Genomic DNA, 15,282 nt, shown 5'->3' with positions numbered 1-15,282 from the left:
TAGACGCAACGTCGCGTCTAGACAAATCCCCGAACCTCAAGGAGTTTCCGTGTCCGACACCTCCGATCGGCAAGCCCTCGTCATCGGCGCCTCCCGGGGACTGGGGCTCGCCCTCGCCGAGGAGCTCGCCCGGCGCGGCCGGCAAGTCATCGCCACAGCACGTCGAGAAGGCGGCGAACTACAGGCGAAGGCCGACGCCTCGAACGGACGGCTGCGGGTCGAATCGCTGGAGATGACCAGTGACGACCAGCTCGCCGCCCTGCGCGAGCGCCTGGACGGCTCCGAGCTGGACCTGCTCTTCGTCAACGCCGCGATCGATCGCGGGAACCTGCCGATCACCGAGGTCTCAGCCGACACCTTCGCCGAAGTGATGCTCACCAACGCGCTGAGCCCGCTTCGCACCGTCGAGGCCCTCCGCGATCTCGTCGTACCCGGCGGCACCGTCGCGGTCATGTCCTCCAGGCAGGGCAGCGTCTCCCTGAACACCCGGCCGGGCTTCGAGCTGTACAAGGCCAGCAAGGCCGCGCTCAACCAGTTGATGCGCAGCTACTCCACCCGGCACGCCGACGATGGGCACACCAAGCTGCTCATCCACCCCGGCCACAACCAGACGCCGCTCGGCGGCCCCGGCGCTCCCCTCTCCCCCGCGGAGAGCATGCCGGCCGTCGTCGACGTCCTCGAGGCTCAAGCGGGTGCGAAGGGTTTGCAGTTCCTCGACCTCTACGGCGAAGTCGTGCCTTGGTAGGGCCCGGTCACATCTTCCTCCCGGGATCCGTCAGTGCGGTGAAAGCAAGACGGAAACCCCTGGAGGAGAACCTCATGGAAGCACGGATCCCGAACCCGGCACTGGCGAACCCCGCCACGTTGAAGGCCCTGATCGCGTTGGCGGAGTCGACCGGCGACACCGGCGTCCCGAACACCACGCACTACCTCATGCACGTCCGCGCGAGCCAGATCAACGGGTGCAGTGGCTGCCTGGAGATGCACACCAAGGAACTGCGCAAGGCGGGCGAGTCCGACGAGCGGATCTTCACCGTCGCCGCGTGGCGTGACACGGCCTACTTCACCGACGCCGAACGCGCGGCCCTCGCGCTGGCCGAGGCCCTCACGCGGATCGCGGACCGGGCCGACCCGGTCGACGACGAGGTCTGGGCGGAAGCGGCCCGCCACTACGACGAAAAGCAGCTCTCGAGCCTGGTCCTGTCCATCGCCGCCATCAACACCTGGAACCGGCTCAACGTCGCCACCCGGCAGGTCGCCGGCGCCGCCTGACCGGCCTATCTGGCCTGTCGCAGCTCCACGCAGCACTCGGCCGCGCCGGGGACGAGAACCGCTTCCACGTTCCCGGCGCGCACGCCGGTCAGAAAACCGGCCAGGAAGGCCTGGTTGAGCCCGCAGACCAGCTCCGGCGCCTCGGCCGCCAGCGGGTGGAACGGGCAGTTCCGCAGCCGGACGCAGGTACTGGTGTCCCGGCTCGGCTCGAAGCCGTGACGGCGAAGCACTCCTTCGGCCACGGTGAGCGCGCGTTCCACGCCGAGCCTGCCCGGCCGGATCCGTGCGCGTTCCTCTTCGCCCGCCGCGAAACCACGCTCCCCCGCGACCCGCAGGACGGCGTCCCGCGCGGTCTCGCCGGTCCCCTCGGCGAGTACGGCCTCGGCGAGGATGCCCGCCAGGATCTCGTGCCGCCGCACGGGAAGCTGCACCTGGATGGCCTCGTCGACAGGTTCGTAAACCTTGGGCCTGCGCCCGACCTTGACCACCGGCCCCGCCGCGAAGCCGAACTTGAGCAGCCCCGCCGCCACGAGTTTGTCGAGGTGGAAGGCGGCGAGCTTCCGGGAGATCCCGACAGCGGCCGCCGCCTCGTCCCGCGTCACCGGACGCCGCGCGCCCCGGGCGTAGGCGTACATGCCCCGGCGGAGGTCGTCGTCGAGCGCCGCCACCGCGGTGATGGAACGGGCGTCGAAGCCGTCCGGATCGGACACTGTCACGTACACCACGATATCGCCCATCTCAACCGGCGGAACATCCTGAACTGCGGATCTACCATGTAGGCTGAACCGGCGGGCGATAAAACGCCCAACAATCTTAGTCGAATTGCTCTGGGGATCGCGGTCAGCCTAGGAGGCCTTATGTCCACTCCAGCCTTGCGTGTAGTGCACGAACCCGGGCCGGGGCCGGACCTGGAGGCCGCCGAGGCCGCGGCCGCCGATCTCCTCACCGCACTGGGCATTTCGCTGGACTCCGAGAGCCTCCGCGGCACCCCGGGCCGGATGGCCCGCGCGTACGCCGAACTGTTCACCCCGCGGTCGTTCGACCTCACGACCTTCCCCAACGACGAGGGTTACGACGAACTCGTCCTCGCCAGGGGGATTCCGGTCCGCTCCGTCTGCGAACACCACCTGCTGCCGTTCGTCGGGGTCGCGCACGTCGGCTACCTGCCCGGCGATCGGATCCTGGGCCTGTCGAAACTGGCCAGGATCGTCGAGCATTTCGCCTGCCGGCCGCAGGTTCAGGAACGGCTCACTAAACAGGTCGCCGACTGGCTCGACGAGCAGCTCGAGCCGCGCGGTGTCGGCGTCGTGATCGAGGCGGAGCACTCGTGCATGACCCTGCGCGGTGTCCAGGCCGCCGGTTCGAGCACCGTCACCTCCACCCTGCTCGGCACGCTGCGCGAAGACGCCCGTTCACGCCAGGAGTTCTTCGCCCTCACCGGCATCAACGGCTGACAGCGGGCTCTTGCGCGTAGGCCGCGGAGACGACCTCGCGATCGAAAACCCGCCAGGTGAGCCCGGAAACGACCATCGCCACCACGAAGCCCACCCAGTAAGGCGTCGTCAGGCCGAACTCGGAAGCCACCACGCCACCGAGCAGCGCGCCGAAGCAGGTCCCGCCCGCGACGATGAACAAGCTGGTACTGCCGACGCGGCCGAGCATCTCCGGCGGGGTGAGCCGCTGGCGCAGGGAACTGCCGACGATGCCCCACAGCGCGCCGTGCACCCCGAACAGGAACAACGTCACCCCGACCACCGGCGCGCTCGTGCTCGTCGCGAGCACCAGATGGGTCCCGGCCTCGACCAGCAGCCCGATCCTCAACGTCCAGGTCGGCGTGCACCAGGCGATCAGCCGGTCGCCCGCGACCGAGCCGAGCAGCCCGCCCACCGCCATGCAGGTGAAGAGCAAGCCGTACCCGACGGCCCCCAGCTGAAGCCGTTCCTTGGCCAGCAGCACCAGTATCGAGGTGGCCGCCACGAGCGTCACGTTCAGCAGGCCGATCAGCCCGACCATGGTCCGCAGCAGGCGCTGGCCCGCGAGCCAGCGGAACCCTTCGGCCACCTCCGCCCGGATCGAGCGCCGCTTCACCGGCTCACCGGGGCCGTCGTCGGCCCGTGGCCGGTAGGCGCCCGCGATCAGTCCGAGTAGAAGGGCGCTGACCGCGTACGTCCCGGCGTTGACGTAGAACGGGATGCTCGCCGCGACACCGAACAGGAGCCCGCTCAGCGGCCCGGAGAGCATGCCGTGGGTCAACGTCGTTCCGGCGTACAGCCGCCCGTTCGCCCGCTCCAGCAACGCCTTCGGGACGATCGAGGGCAACATGGCCCCGCTCGCCGTCCGGAACACGACCTCACCCGAGTTGATCACGAAGAGGACGGCGTACAGCAGGGCGACACTGGCGTTCCCCGTCGTGATCGCGACCGCCAGCAGGGCGACGGCGGGGACGCGGATCCAGTCGAGCGTGATCATCAGTTTGCGCCGGTCCACCCTGTCGACCAGCACCCCGCCCGGCAGCGAGAAGAGCAGCCAAGGCAGCCACGCCACCGCGAACCCGCCCGAGACCACGAGCGGATCGTCGGTGCGGGACGCGATCAGCAACGGTGCCGCCACCGTCGCGAGACCGCTGCCCAGTGCGGAGGTCGTGCTCGCCGCCCAGAGTTTGACGTACCTGCCGTCCAGCCGCTCCCCCGTCATGGAATCCAACGTAGCGAGCGGTGACCGAGCGGAGGCGGAGTTTCACCCACAGCTGAGCAGCGGACCTCTAGACTGCCCTTCCGTTCGGCCTTGGGAGGGGACCGCGGATGGTGCTGGTGCGCGACGTCGATCCGTCGATTCTGCTGAAGGGCAAGCCACGGGGTTCGAGTCTCGGCCTCTACCTACCTCGCGATATCGACGGAGACCTCCGGTCCACACTGTCGACCGCACGGTTCACGCTCATCGTGTTCGAGACCAACTCGGGCGCCCGGCGCTCGGCCTACGAAGCCCTGCTCGCGGTACTCCCGCAGACTGAGCTGATCGTCGAACCGGAGATCAACGATCTCGCGCTCGACCGGGATGCCGCCCCGGCCGTGATCTGGCTCGACAACAAGCTGCCCCAGGTCATCGGCCGTGAACCTGCCATCGTCGAGAACTGGCTCGCGAGAGATCCCGCCCGGCGCGTGCTCGGGCTGGTGGGCGCCAGCAACTTCGAGAACCCGAACCTGCGCCGCGGCATCGATCGCCTTCGCCCCGCGGTCCATCGCATCATGCCGGAACTCTCCACGAAGGAGCGGACCACCGCCGAGCGGATGCACAACTGGCCGCACGCTCTCACCATCGAGGAACTCACCCGCGCACGCGTCACGAACGCGGCGGCGGTCCCCGACCCCTTCGCCGCCCACGTCGCCGACTACCGGCCCGACACCGACGACGGCGTCGACCGCCTCGGCATCGGCCCCGACGTGCGCATGCTCGCGGACCTGGTCGTCTCCAGGATGATCACCCCTCCCCTGTCGATCGGCCTGTTCGGCAGCTGGGGTTCCGGCAAGAGCTTCTTCATGCGCCAGATGCAGCTGCGCGTCCGCGAACTCGCCGATTCCGCGCAGGAGGCCGAAACCGTGGCCGGCGCGCACGGGAAAGCCGTGTCGTCCTACTGTTCGAGCGTCCGCCAGATCAGCTTCAACGCCTGGCATTACAGCGAAGCGAACCTTCTCGCCAGTCTCGCCACGCACATCTTCGACAACCTCGCCGCGAGCGGCGCCGAGAACGACCTCCAGCGTCAGGCCGACGCGCTCGCCGAACGCCGCAAGACCGAGAAGACCCTCCTCGGCAGGCTCAGCGCGGTCCGCCTCGAACGCAGAACCCTGACCGCCCAGCAGAAACAGGCGAAGCGAAGGCGACGGAAGCCGCGTGACTACGTCCGCGCGGTCTTCGACAGCCTGACCGACGCGGACAAGGCCTGGATCGCATCCCGCCTCGGCGTCGAACGGCCGACTGCCGAAGATCTCGAACGCCTGGCGCAGGAGACCGGCGGACTGCGTTCGGACGTCGCCGAATTCTGGCGACGGCTGCGGCAGGATCCGGTTCCGCTGCTGATCCTGATCGGCGGGCTGGTGACGGTCCTGGTCGTCACGTTGCTCGTCGGCCGGACGCAGGTCTCGGGCGTGCTCGGCGGGCTCACCCTGGCGAGTTCCGCGCTGACCGTCGTCCTGCGGATGCGCGCCAGCGCGGGCCGGATCCACGAGGCGCTCGGCAAACTCGGTGGTCCGTCCGAAGAGGACGAAGAGACCGAGCGGCGCCTGGCAGAGCTGGACGCGGAATCCGAAAGGCTCGAAAAGGCGGTCACCGAACTCGCGCCGGGGCTGGACCTGGTGTCGTTCGCCGAGTCCCGGGTTTCGGACTATGTCGAGCATCTCGGTGTGGTCTCGCTGCTGCGCAAGGATCTCGAGACGTTCGCGACCATGCTCGCCGAAGTCCCGCACGGTTCAGGGAAGATCGAACGGACCGTGCTCTACATCGACGACCTCGACCGCTGCCCGCCCAAGGTCGTCGTCCAGGTCCTCGAAGCCATTCATCTCCTGCTGGCGCTGCCGGTGTTCGTCGTCGTGGTGGGCGTCGACTCCCGATGGCTGAAGAGAGCCGTCGAGCAGCACTACGAAGAGATGCTCGGCGACGATCCGGAAACCTTCGCCGAGAACTATCTCGAAAAGATCTTCCAGGTGCCGTTCACGTTGTCCCCCATGGACGATCCAGGGTTCGCGGGGCTCGTGCGCGGGCTCGCCGCCACCGAGGGTCAGGACGCCACGCCGGTGTCCAGGCCCGCCGAAGCGGATCAGGCCACCGAATCCCGCTCTCCGGCCGTGTCCGGGCAGGCTCCTCCTCCCGAGGAAGCACCGGAACCGTCGTCCGAACAGTCCACAATAGACCTTCGACCTCCTCGGCTGGTGATCTCACTGGCGGAGCTGGACTTCCTGGCGACGCTCGCCCCGCTCGTCCGGTCGCCGCGGGCCGCGAAAAGACTCCTGAACCTCTACCGGCTGCTGCGGGCGCGGCTCGCCGGCGAGGACTTGGCCGAGTTCCTCGCCGACGGCGACCGCGAGGCACCCTTTCGCGCGGTACTGGTCCTGCTGTCCGTGCTCGTCGGGTATCCGGAGGTGGCGTCCTGGTTCTTCGCCGCCCTCGCCGGGCTGGACCCCGACGACAGCGCGCTCGAAATCGTGTCGTCACTGAACGACCACGAACTGCGGCCGAAGGTCGAACGCGGCCTCGTCGGCGGCTCGTGGCCGGAGCTGGCCGTGTCGTATCAGCGCTGGTTGCCGTTGGTGAACCGGTTCTCGTTCGCCCGCGACGACTGATCCCGCGACCGCTCGATGTCCGGCCCCCGGTAAAGCCGCTCCGGGATCCGCGCCAGCGTCGAGGGATGGACCTGCGGGCCGAGGCCGTAGAGCTTCTGGAAGCTCATGATCAGCGGCCGCCACCGGTCGGGGTCGATCCTGTCGTCGGTGCCCGGCATCCGCACCTCGTCGTGGACGTGGACGCGCTGCACGCGGACCTCGAACACGAGGACACCGCCGCGTTGCGCCGCGTCGTCCTCGGCGAGCGGGTGGACCGCTTCGACGACGGCCTCCATCGTCACCGGGCATTCCACCACCCTCGGCGGTCGGACCGTCTCCGAGGCGACCGGGGTCAGGCCCGCCCTGCCGAACTTGTCCGCTTCGTGCCGGTAGCCGCGCTGGTACTTGCGGGCCGGGACGGGATCCGACCCGGTGGTCAGGGCGAGCTTGTCGACCGCGGCCGCCAGATCGTCGGAAGGGAGATTCAGAACACATTCACGGTTGCGCATGAGATTCTGCGCGGTCTTGGATTTCGCGCCCAGTCCGAGCATTCCCCGCCATCCGAGCCAGAACGCCGACGACATCGGGGCCAGGTTCGGGGAACCCGCCTGGTCGACGGTCGAAAGAAGCACCACAGGGGTGCCGAAGTAGAGGATGCCGGGCTCAATACGGGTGTGCGCGGTCTCGGCCGCTGACGTCGTAACTGTCACGTTCGTCAGCTTCTCCGCCTCGCGCGGCTGAGGCTGGCGTGAATCGGACGTCGCGATCAACACCGTCGGCGGACGGCTTGGCGCCGCCGGAACGCCTACCCTGTCCGTGATGGTTCCCTTGGGCGGACACGAACCCGGGGTCGTTCGGAGTATTGCGTTCGGCCGATTGCTGGTAGGTTCGCCGAACTCGAAGACGAAGGAGGCGCCGGCAGCTGCCCGGTCAACACCCGAACGCGCGTGGTGAGGCGAATCGCATGCGAGACGATGTGGTCCAGGCGAGCTCGATTCTCGGGCATTCTCCCGGCCAGGTTTGGGAAGTCATCGGCGATCCCGAGTCCTACTCGAGGTTCGTCGCCGAGATCAGCTGGTGCGAGGTTCGGCAGTCCGCCGAACGCGGACGCGGTCCGAAGTGCCTCATCCGCCTGGAGCCGCGGGCGGGAAAGCTCGTCGTCGGTGAAATCGAAGCCAGGGTCTGGCGGCCCGGCGAGCACGTCGTCTGGTGCGGCGTCGAAGACAACGGCAACTGGGTCTCGGTCGAGCTGAGGCAGGCTCCCGACAACGGCACGGAACTCGTCGCGCAGCTGATGCTTCCGGCCCGGCACGCGCATCTCGTGTCCGCCGCGTCGTTCAAACGCTCCGTCCGCGCGGTGGCCCGGCGGATCGATCTGCATCTCTCGGGCCGGGCGGCGTCACCGCAGGAAGAACCCGCGCACACCAAGGCGACCACGCTGCACACGGCGAGCACGCTGATCAAGGCCGGGGTGCTCGCGGCCGCGCGACCGGACAAGATCGCCAAGCAGCTCACGTCGCTTTCGCAGTGGGGCGCCACCGTCGCGGGCGGCTACACGGCCAACGCGGCCCGTGTGCCCGAAGAAGTCGCACTGCACGACGAGCGCAATGTCCGGACGTTCAAACAGACGGCTGATCGCAGCAACCAGCTCGCGAACGCTTTGGCGGCGCGCGGAGTCCGTTCCCGTGACCGGATCGCCTTGTTGTGCCGCAACCACGCCACGATGGTCGAGTCCCTGATCGCGTGCAGCAAACTCGGTGTGGACGCGATCCTGCTCAACACCGGGCTTTCCGCCGGCGCGGTCGCGGACGTCATCGGCCTGCACAAACCGGTCGCGGTGCTCGCCGACGACGAGTTCTCGCGGGTCATCGCCGACATCCCCGGCGATTTCCTGCGACTGTCCACCTGGCCGGAAACCGAGAACGGTTACCCGACGATCGATCAGCTGATCGCGGGGGTGCCCGCCACGAAACTCAAACCGGTGGACCGGATCGGCAGGCTCGTCGTCCTCACGTCGGGCACGTCGGGAACCCCCAAAAGCGCACGCCGCCCGACCCCGAAAGGGCTCGCGACGTCGGCCGCCATGCTGGACCGCATCCCGCTCCACTCCGGCGACCGTTTCGTGGTGGCCGCGCCGTTGTTCCACAGCTGGGGTCTCGCCGGGATGCAGATCGGGATGGCCGTGCGGGCGTCGTTGTCGCTCGTCCGCCGGTTCGACGCCGAAGAGATCTTGAGGACCATCGCCGAACATCGCTGCGGTGTGCTGTTCGCCGTCCCGATCATGTTGCAGCGCATCCTCGATCTGCCCGAGCGGGTTCGCGCCCGCTACGACCTGTCGTCACTGCGCATCGTCGCGAGCAGCGGATCCGCGCTGCCGGGGACGATCGTCACCGAGTTCATGGACACCTTCGGCGACGTGCTCTACAACTTTTACGGCTCCACCGAGGTTTCTTGGGCCAGCATCGCCACACCCGAAGACCTCCGCGCCGCGCCGACCACCGCCGGACGCTGCCCGCCGGGCACCCGCGTCGCCATCCTCGACGACGATCACAACCGCGTCCCGCCGGGCTGGGAGGGGCAGATCTTCGTCGGCAACGACATGCTTTTCGAGGGCTACACCGACGGCGCGAGCGTGCCGCGCGCGGAAGAACTGATGGCGACCGGCGACGTCGGCTACCAGGATGCCTCCGGACGCCTCTTCGTCACCGGCCGGGCGGACGAGATGATCGTGTCCGGCGGGGAGAACGTGTCCCCTCGCCCGGTCGAAGAGGCCATCGTCGCGCTGCCCGGCGTCCACGAAGCGGCCGTGATCGGTGTGCCGGATCGCGAGTTCGGGCAACGGTTCGCGGCCTACATCGTCCCGAAACGCGGCGCCAGGATGAGCGCGGAAGACGTCCGCGCGTACATCCACCGGAGGCTGGCCCGCTTCGCGGTGCCGCGGGATGTGTACTTCGTGGAGGAACTCCCCAGGAATGCGACCGGGAAGGTGCTCAAGCGGCTGCTGAAGGACGAGACCTGGCCGATCGACCAGTAACGTCCTTTGTGGACCGGTCTCGTGAGTGGCAAGGAACGGTTATTGAGGGGTAAGTCAAGGTGGCGTGTTCCGGGGGCGAGACCGGTGACGGGATGAAGCGTCCTTCGTCGCGTCCGATGCTGAGCGGTCGTGTCGCGAAAGCCACTTTCGGGACGTCTGATGTCGCGAAAGTGGCTTTCACGACACCCGTCCTGCGAACGAAAGACGGCACGAGCACGCCACGTTTACCCTTTCCGCCACTAGAACCGTCTTTACCACTCACGAGAGCCAGCGCAGGCTCAAGCCGGAGGCGGCAACGGCGAGACCGACACGATGCAGTACCGGTCGTCGCCTTCCCGCCGGACCTCCATCGTCGCGGTGAAGTCCGTCTCGTAGTTCAGCGTTCCGCTCATCGTCACCGAGATCAGGTCCGGGCTCACCTGCTTCGGGTCCTTCGCCGTGAGCGAAGCGTTCCGGTCGCCGAAGGCCTTCGCCGCGGTCCGGACAGCGTCCTTGGAATCCGCGCAGGCCGATTCGGCGGCCCTGTCGGCCTCGTCGCCGAAGACCGCGAGCATGAACTTGCCCGCCAGCACCGGGCCCCAGTCGAGGCTGAGCGGGGCCTGCGTCGCGCTCGCAGACCTCGAGGGCTTGTTGTCGCTCAGCAGGAAACCGGGTGCCACGAACGCGAGGATCACGAAGACGACCACCACGAACACGCCGCCGCCGGCGATGAGCCCGATCAGCAGGCCGTTGCCCTTTTTCGGCGGCGGCTGCTGCCCCGGGAACTGTGGACCGCCGTAGCCGGGGGGCGGATATCCTTGCTGCGGGTACTGCTGCTGGGGATAGCCCTGCTGCGGCTGGCCCCACTGAGGTCCTTGAGGCCCCTGCGGACCCTGTGGATACGACATCGGCGTTCCTTCCCCCGAACGGCTGTGCGGCGAATCTACCGTCCCCTTCGGACGGTCAAAAATCAGCTCCGGAGCCTTTAGACTCGGCCCATGAAACGACTGGTGGTCGTGGTCTTCGACGGGGCTTCACTCGGGGCGATGTCCTTCGCGTTCGGTGTCTTCGACATGGCCTCGCAGTTCGGGGAACTACCCGACCTCGAGATCAGGGTCGTCGGCGGCGAACCGGGCACCGCGCTGCGTGGTGGTGGGCTGACCGTTCCGGTCCCCGAGGATCTCGGTGCCATCCGGGAGGCGGACCTGGTGCTGGTCCCGAACTGGCGGTCGCCGATGGAGGATCCGCCGGAAGCGGCGCTGGAGGCGCTCCGAGCCGCGCACGACCGGGGCGCCCGGGTGGCCGGACTGTGCAGTGGCGCCTTCGTGCTGGCCTCCGCCGGGCTGCTCGACGGTCGTCCCGCGACGACGCACTGGGCGATGGCGCCGCTGCTGGCGGCCCGCTTCCCCGCCGTCCGCCTCGACGAATCGGTGCTCTACATCGACGACGGCGACATCCTGACCTCGGGCGGCGGCGCCGCGGGGATGGATCTCGGCCTGCACCTCATCCGCTCGTGGTGTGGCGCGGAGGTGGCGAACCGGCTGGCGAAGGGCATGGTCGTCCCACCGCACCGGCCCGGCGGGCAGGCGCAGTACATCGAATCGCCGATGCCGGAACTCGACGAGGGCGACCCGGTCTCGGAGACGATGGCGTGGGCGCTCACCCGGCTGGACACCGCGCTCCCGGTCGACGAACTCGCCAGGCGGGCGCTCATGAGCAGGCGCAACTACGACCGCCGGTTCCGGGAGATCACCGGCGCCGCACCCGGCACGTGGCTCACCCACCAGCGGGTCATCCGCGCCCAGCAGCTGCTCGAATCCACCGACCTCCCGGTCGACGAGATCGCCCGGTACTGCGGGTTCTCCTCCTCGGCCGCGCTCCGGCCGCATTTCCGGCGGCAGGTCGGGGTCACGCCGGTGTCCTATCGGGAGACGTTCGGCACCCGGCTCGGTGTCCTCGAGCCCATGCTGTCCTGATCGGGCTGTCTCAAAACTGACGCCGGTTGGCGAAAACACCGCTCACGGTGAAGGGCCGCGACGGGCCACGATCGGAGCATGACCGAAGACAGCCGTTCCTTCCTCAACCGCCGGTCCATGCTCACCCTCGGCGTGGGTGCCGCGGCCGCGCTGGTGGCCTCGGGTGGCATCGCCGAGGCGGGCCAGTCCGGTGGCCCCGGCGACGCCGAGCTCGCCCGGTCCCTGCCCGGCGGTTTCCGCAGTGCGTACGCCCAGGTCAACGGCGTGCGGCTGCACTACGTCGCCGGTGGCCGGGGCGAACCGCTGATCCTGCTGCCGGGCTGGCCGGAGACGTGGTGGCAGTACCGCAAGATCATGCCCACGCTGGCGAAGCGGTATCGCGTGATCGCCGTCGACCTGCGGGGCATGGGCGGCTCCGGCAAGCCACAGGACGGGTACGACAAGAAGACGATGGCCCGCGACATCTTCGAGCTCGTCCGCTCGCTCGGCTACCGGCAGGCGCATATCGCCGGGCACGACATCGGCGCCATGGTCGCGTTCAGCTTCGCCGCCAACCACCCGGAGGCGACGAAGACCGTCACGCTCATGGACGTCTCGCACCCCGACGAGAGCCTGTACCAGATCCCGATGCTGGCCCCGCCCGGCCAGCCGGTGCACGTCTGGTGGTTCGCCTTCAACCAGGTCGCCACCCTGCCCGAGCAGCTGGTGGCCGGCCGGGCGCGCTTCCTCGGCGACTGGATGTTCGACCATCTGGCGGCCGATCCGGCCTCGATCGGCGACCGGGACCGCGCGATCTACGCCGCCGCGTACGACCGCCCGGACGCGATCCGCGCCGGGAACGGCTGGTACCGGGCGTTCGGCAAGGACATCGAGGACCAGAAGGCCTACGGGAAGATCGCCGCGCCGATGCTGGGGCTGGGCTCGGAGTTCAACTACGACTACCTCGCGGCGGTCCTGCCGTCCAAGGCGGTGGACGTCCGGGTACGGAAGGTCGCCGGTTCCGGTCACTTCGTCGCCGAAGAGCAGCCTCGGACGGTCATCGACGAGTTGCAGGCCTTCCTCGGGTGAGGCTTATACCCCGAATGGGTCAACGACGCCCTCCGAACCGCCCCGTTCACTCGGTCAGGTGAAAGACGCGGCCACGCGTCATTCTCGCGACGGGGTTCCCTCTTCTCTGGTGTGTCGGTACCGGCCGGGCAGCCCCCCGAACGGCCGGTACCGACACGGAAGTAGTCAGCTCAACCGATCCACCAGCGGGCCTTGTAGATCCACGCGCCGTGCAGCGCCAGCTCGGCGCGTGGAAAGGCCAGCCGGACGGAGTCCGTGCACCAGGTGCACAGGTGCCCGTCCTGGATCGAAGCCGTCAGGACCTGCCCGGTCCGGGGATTCGTCGAAACACTCTTCACGTGCGGCCGGTCGATCTCCCTAGCGCCCGCGTACCGCTGGGTGAACCGGCCACTCGTCTTCGAGAACTGGTACACCCCGGCTTCCGTGGTCACCCACAGCAGATCCGGCCGGTGCGGAACCGGCTGGAGGTCGTGGCCGCCCTTGCTCGGGACCGGAACGGACCGTTGCCCGGTGATCACCGGCGCGGCGGGGGTCCCGCCGACACTCAGCGCGACGAGCGCGTCGGTGCCCAGTGCCCACAGCACGTTCCGGCTGGCGTCCCACACCACGCCGTGCGCGCCCACCAGCGGATACTCGGCATACGTCTTCGAGCGCTGCCCCTGCGAAGCGGTGTAGATCCGCACCCAGCCGCCGGTGCTGGCCGCCACCGCGACGTTGCCGTCCGGCAGGAGTTCGATGCTGTGCGGGTTGGCCGGGCCGCCGACGTCCGCGGCCCAGTAGGCCCGGTCGCCCGCCGGGTACGGCACGACGGCCGCGAAACCGCCGGACGCCGACGTGAGCAGGTACTTCTCGCCCCCGCGTTCGGCGAGCTTCGCGTCGCTCGGGTTGCTCCACGATCCCGCCAGATCGGCCAGCCCGTTGGCGGCGTTCGGCGCCCACGACCAGCTCACCTTCCGGTTCTGCCAGGAGGCACGGTCGGCGGGCAGGACCAGGATCCGCTTGGACGCCTGTTCGGTGATGACGATCGAGCCGCGATCGCGGGCGCCCGCGTCCGCCACCGCCGGCGCGGACCCCGCCACCGAAAGGCCCGCGATGGCCAGCGCCACCAAGGATTTCCGCATGATCTTCATACGGAGACTGAATCCGCCCCGGATGACGGCCGCGTGGCGGTGACCGGAAACGTGGGTGTCGACGAGATGACCCCGGGTCAGAGCGTCGCCCCGGATCGCCGGAGCATCACCTCGTCGACCTGACGGCGTGCCGTCATCGGCGCCGGGCGGCCGTAGCCGAGGCGCAGCACCGCATGCGGGCGGCCGAGGTCGGCGAAGATCCGGTCCAGCGCGGTCCGCGTCTCCGGGGTTTCGAACGGCCTGCCGACGAACGACGTCGCGAGACCGGCGGCCGTCGCGGTCAGCAGCACCCGCTGCAGCACCATGCCCGCCCGCAGGTCCGCGGCGGGCCCGCCTGCCGCGGTCAGGATCGCGCCGAGCACCGGCTCACCGCCTTCGGGCTCGGCGGCGAGGAAGGACTCCTGCGCCGGGATCCCGTGCGGTGACGGCGGTCGGGTCGGTGCCGGGACGCCGTCCGGCGCGTTCGCCGCCCGCCGCGTCCACAGCGCGATCTCCGCCTGGAAGGCGCCGTTGCGCGCCTGTGCCGCCTCGGCCCGGTGCAGCACGCGCGCGACCGCGTTCGCCCGGTCGCCGCGGCCGAACAGCTCCAGCAGCCCGCCTTCCACCAGCGCGGCCGCCCGCAACGTCGTCCGCGCCCACGCGGGTACCGGCCGGTCCAGGAACGGACGGCGGTTCGTGTGACGGCGGAAGACGGCTTCGGCCAGTTTTCGCTCCTCCGGCGAGGAAAACCGGTCACTGTCGATCAGGAGTCCGGCGAGCAGGTCCGGCTCCTCCGGCCTCGGTAGCACCCGCAGGGACAGCGTCTTCCCGTTGGACCGCAGGGAAACGATCAGGTTGAACACCGCGGCGCCGCACGAAAGCCGTGCCTCGCGGGCGGCCGGGTCGGCGATCCGGAGCACCCTGGTGCGGTCGAGCCACACCTCGATCCGGTCCCGGTCGACGACGAACCGCCAAGGCTGGGTGTTGAGCGGGGACGGCGCGCGCACGGCCGCCGCCACCGCCTGGTCGACGTGGTTCGGTAACGGGATCTTCATCGTGGGCTCCGGGGGAAGAGGGTTGATCCACCTTCGGCCGGGGTATCCGGCGACCGCAGCGGCCGCCGGTCACGAATTCCGAGGACTTTCGCCCCCGATCCCGGTGAGCGAGGACTTAGGACCCTGTGCCACGAGCGGCCGCGATGGGAGTCTCGATGACCGGAACGGAGCCGACGATGACCGACGACAGCGGCAAATGGACCATTGACGTTTCCCTGCAGCACGGGCCGTACCGGGTACGAGCGGAGGCGTTGCTCCGGCTCGAAGACGGTGGCGAGTTCGTCGGCGTCGGACTCGCGCACGGCGGGCTGAGAGAGAGTTCGCTCTCCCAGGTCGGTTCCTATCTCGCGGTGGCACGGGCGCTTTCGGACCTCACCGCGGAACTGCTGGAGACCGTCGCCTCCGACGTCGACGCCGAAGTCTCCCGGTCGATCGAAGTCGACGGAATCCTCGCCGCGCAGTCGTCGAACTGACCGC

General features: G+C 69.1%; 14 protein-coding genes. 8 read left to right on the top strand and 6 right to left on the bottom strand.

Annotated elements, in window-relative coordinates:
* Nucleotides 1-49: 49 nt before the first annotated feature.
* Nucleotides 50-745 (top strand): SDR family NAD(P)-dependent oxidoreductase, encoded by a 696-nt coding sequence (locus tag BKN51_RS10395; RefSeq protein ID WP_101607440.1) that lies wholly within the window; start codon nucleotides 50-52, stop codon nucleotides 743-745.
* 74 nt (nucleotides 746-819) lie between these two features.
* The gene (locus BKN51_RS10390) at nucleotides 820-1,272 is read left to right on the top strand and encodes a carboxymuconolactone decarboxylase family protein (RefSeq protein ID WP_101607439.1); all 453 of its coding nucleotides are present in this window, start codon (nucleotides 820-822) and stop codon (nucleotides 1,270-1,272) included.
* Nucleotides 1,273-1,277: 5 nt separating this feature from the next.
* Here the strand turns inward: BKN51_RS10390 and BKN51_RS10385 are convergent, their stop codons facing one another.
* Nucleotides 1,278-2,009 (bottom strand): helix-turn-helix transcriptional regulator, encoded by a 732-nt coding sequence (locus tag BKN51_RS10385; RefSeq protein WP_101607438.1) that lies wholly within the window; start codon nucleotides 2,007-2,009, stop codon nucleotides 1,278-1,280.
* 120 nt (nucleotides 2,010-2,129) lie between these two features.
* Here BKN51_RS10385 and folE point away from each other — a divergent pair, with 120 nt between their 5' ends.
* Nucleotides 2,130-2,726, top strand: a complete 597-nt coding sequence (folE, locus tag BKN51_RS10380; protein WP_101607437.1) for a GTP cyclohydrolase I FolE — start codon at nucleotides 2,130-2,132, stop codon at nucleotides 2,724-2,726.
* Here folE and BKN51_RS10375 read toward each other — a convergent pair.
* Nucleotides 2,716-3,966: an MFS transporter gene (locus BKN51_RS10375; protein ID WP_101607436.1), complete on the bottom strand. Its 1,251-nt coding sequence runs from the start codon at nucleotides 3,964-3,966 to the stop codon at nucleotides 2,716-2,718. The two genes, folE and BKN51_RS10375, sit on opposite strands and share 11 nt — an antisense overlap.
* 107 nt (nucleotides 3,967-4,073) lie before the next feature.
* Here BKN51_RS10375 and BKN51_RS10370 point away from each other — a divergent pair, with 107 nt between their 5' ends.
* Complete coding sequence (locus tag BKN51_RS10370; RefSeq protein ID WP_101607435.1) at nucleotides 4,074-6,605, top strand: P-loop NTPase fold protein; 2,532 nt, start codon at nucleotides 4,074-4,076, stop codon at nucleotides 6,603-6,605.
* Here the strand turns inward: BKN51_RS10370 and BKN51_RS10365 are convergent.
* A complete protein-coding gene (locus BKN51_RS10365) occupies nucleotides 6,554-7,294 on the bottom strand; it encodes a flavin reductase family protein (RefSeq protein WP_233224156.1) in 741 nt (246 codons plus the stop codon). The two genes, BKN51_RS10370 and BKN51_RS10365, sit on opposite strands and share 52 nt — an antisense overlap.
* A 254-nt stretch (nucleotides 7,295-7,548) precedes the next feature.
* Between BKN51_RS10365 and BKN51_RS10360 the strand changes: the two genes are divergently transcribed.
* A complete protein-coding gene (locus BKN51_RS10360; RefSeq protein WP_101607434.1) occupies nucleotides 7,549-9,618 on the top strand; it encodes an AMP-binding protein in 2,070 nt (689 codons plus the stop codon).
* A 278-nt stretch (nucleotides 9,619-9,896) separates the two neighbouring features.
* On the opposite strand, the gene BKN51_RS10355 is transcribed toward BKN51_RS10360, so the two are convergent.
* The gene (locus BKN51_RS10355) at nucleotides 9,897-10,505 is read right to left on the bottom strand and encodes a hypothetical protein (protein ID WP_101607433.1); all 609 of its coding nucleotides are present in this window, start codon (nucleotides 10,503-10,505) and stop codon (nucleotides 9,897-9,899) included.
* Nucleotides 10,506-10,595: 90 nt separating this feature from the next.
* Here BKN51_RS10355 and BKN51_RS10350 point away from each other — a divergent pair, with 90 nt between their 5' ends.
* Together BKN51_RS10350 and BKN51_RS10345 are read left to right on the top strand one after the other, a co-directional pair.
* Nucleotides 10,596-11,573: a GlxA family transcriptional regulator gene (locus BKN51_RS10350; RefSeq protein ID WP_101607432.1), complete on the top strand. Its 978-nt coding sequence runs from the start codon at nucleotides 10,596-10,598 to the stop codon at nucleotides 11,571-11,573.
* Nucleotides 11,574-11,651: 78 nt separating this feature from the next.
* Nucleotides 11,652-12,641, top strand: coding sequence for an alpha/beta fold hydrolase (locus BKN51_RS10345; RefSeq protein WP_101607431.1), 990 nt, complete (start codon nucleotides 11,652-11,654; stop codon nucleotides 12,639-12,641).
* Between the two features lie 170 nt (nucleotides 12,642-12,811).
* Here the strand turns inward: BKN51_RS10345 and BKN51_RS10340 are convergent, their stop codons facing one another.
* Nucleotides 12,812-13,771: a DUF6528 family protein gene (locus BKN51_RS10340; RefSeq protein ID WP_101607430.1), complete on the bottom strand. Its 960-nt coding sequence runs from the start codon at nucleotides 13,769-13,771 to the stop codon at nucleotides 12,812-12,814.
* Nucleotides 13,772-13,848: 77 nt separating this feature from the next.
* Nucleotides 13,849-14,805, bottom strand: a complete 957-nt coding sequence (locus BKN51_RS10335; protein ID WP_101607429.1) for an Acg family FMN-binding oxidoreductase — start codon at nucleotides 14,803-14,805, stop codon at nucleotides 13,849-13,851.
* A gap of 155 nt (nucleotides 14,806-14,960) precedes the next feature.
* Between BKN51_RS10335 and BKN51_RS10330 the strand changes: the two genes are divergently transcribed.
* Nucleotides 14,961-15,278 (top strand): dsRBD fold-containing protein, encoded by a 318-nt coding sequence (locus BKN51_RS10330; RefSeq protein WP_101607428.1) that lies wholly within the window; start codon nucleotides 14,961-14,963, stop codon nucleotides 15,276-15,278.
* Nucleotides 15,279-15,282 lie beyond the last annotated feature (4 nt).

The sequence above is a fragment of the Amycolatopsis sp. BJA-103 genome (genome assembly GCF_002849735.1).
Lineage (GTDB): Bacteria > Actinomycetota > Actinomycetes > Mycobacteriales > Pseudonocardiaceae > Amycolatopsis.
Note: the sequence above shows the minus strand (reverse complement) of the source record. Positions and strands in the feature narration are given on the sequence as shown.

Excerpts from the sequence above, each read along its gene's own strand:
- BKN51_RS10360 (WP_101607434.1), top strand. The coding sequence starts at position 7,549 with ATGCGAGACGATGTGGTCCAGGCGAGCTCGATTCTCGGGCATTCTCCC.
- BKN51_RS10375 (WP_101607436.1), bottom strand. The coding sequence starts at position 3,966 with ATGACGGGGGAGCGGCTGGACGGCAGGTACGTCAAACTCTGGGCGGCG.
- BKN51_RS10355 (WP_101607433.1), bottom strand. The coding sequence starts at position 10,505 with ATGTCGTATCCACAGGGTCCGCAGGGGCCTCAAGGACCTCAGTGGGGC.
- BKN51_RS10335 (WP_101607429.1), bottom strand. The coding sequence starts at position 14,805 with ATGAAGATCCCGTTACCGAACCACGTCGACCAGGCGGTGGCGGCGGCC.
- BKN51_RS10345 (WP_101607431.1), top strand. The coding sequence starts at position 11,652 with ATGACCGAAGACAGCCGTTCCTTCCTCAACCGCCGGTCCATGCTCACC.
- BKN51_RS10385 (WP_101607438.1), bottom strand. The coding sequence starts at position 2,009 with ATGGGCGATATCGTGGTGTACGTGACAGTGTCCGATCCGGACGGCTTC.
- folE (WP_101607437.1), top strand. The coding sequence starts at position 2,130 with ATGTCCACTCCAGCCTTGCGTGTAGTGCACGAACCCGGGCCGGGGCCG.
- BKN51_RS10390 (WP_101607439.1), top strand. The coding sequence starts at position 820 with ATGGAAGCACGGATCCCGAACCCGGCACTGGCGAACCCCGCCACGTTG.
- BKN51_RS10330 (WP_101607428.1), top strand. The coding sequence starts at position 14,961 with ATGACCGGAACGGAGCCGACGATGACCGACGACAGCGGCAAATGGACC.
- BKN51_RS10370 (WP_101607435.1), top strand. The coding sequence starts at position 4,074 with ATGGTGCTGGTGCGCGACGTCGATCCGTCGATTCTGCTGAAGGGCAAG.
- BKN51_RS10350 (WP_101607432.1), top strand. The coding sequence starts at position 10,596 with ATGAAACGACTGGTGGTCGTGGTCTTCGACGGGGCTTCACTCGGGGCG.
- BKN51_RS10340 (WP_101607430.1), bottom strand. The coding sequence starts at position 13,771 with ATGAAGATCATGCGGAAATCCTTGGTGGCGCTGGCCATCGCGGGCCTT.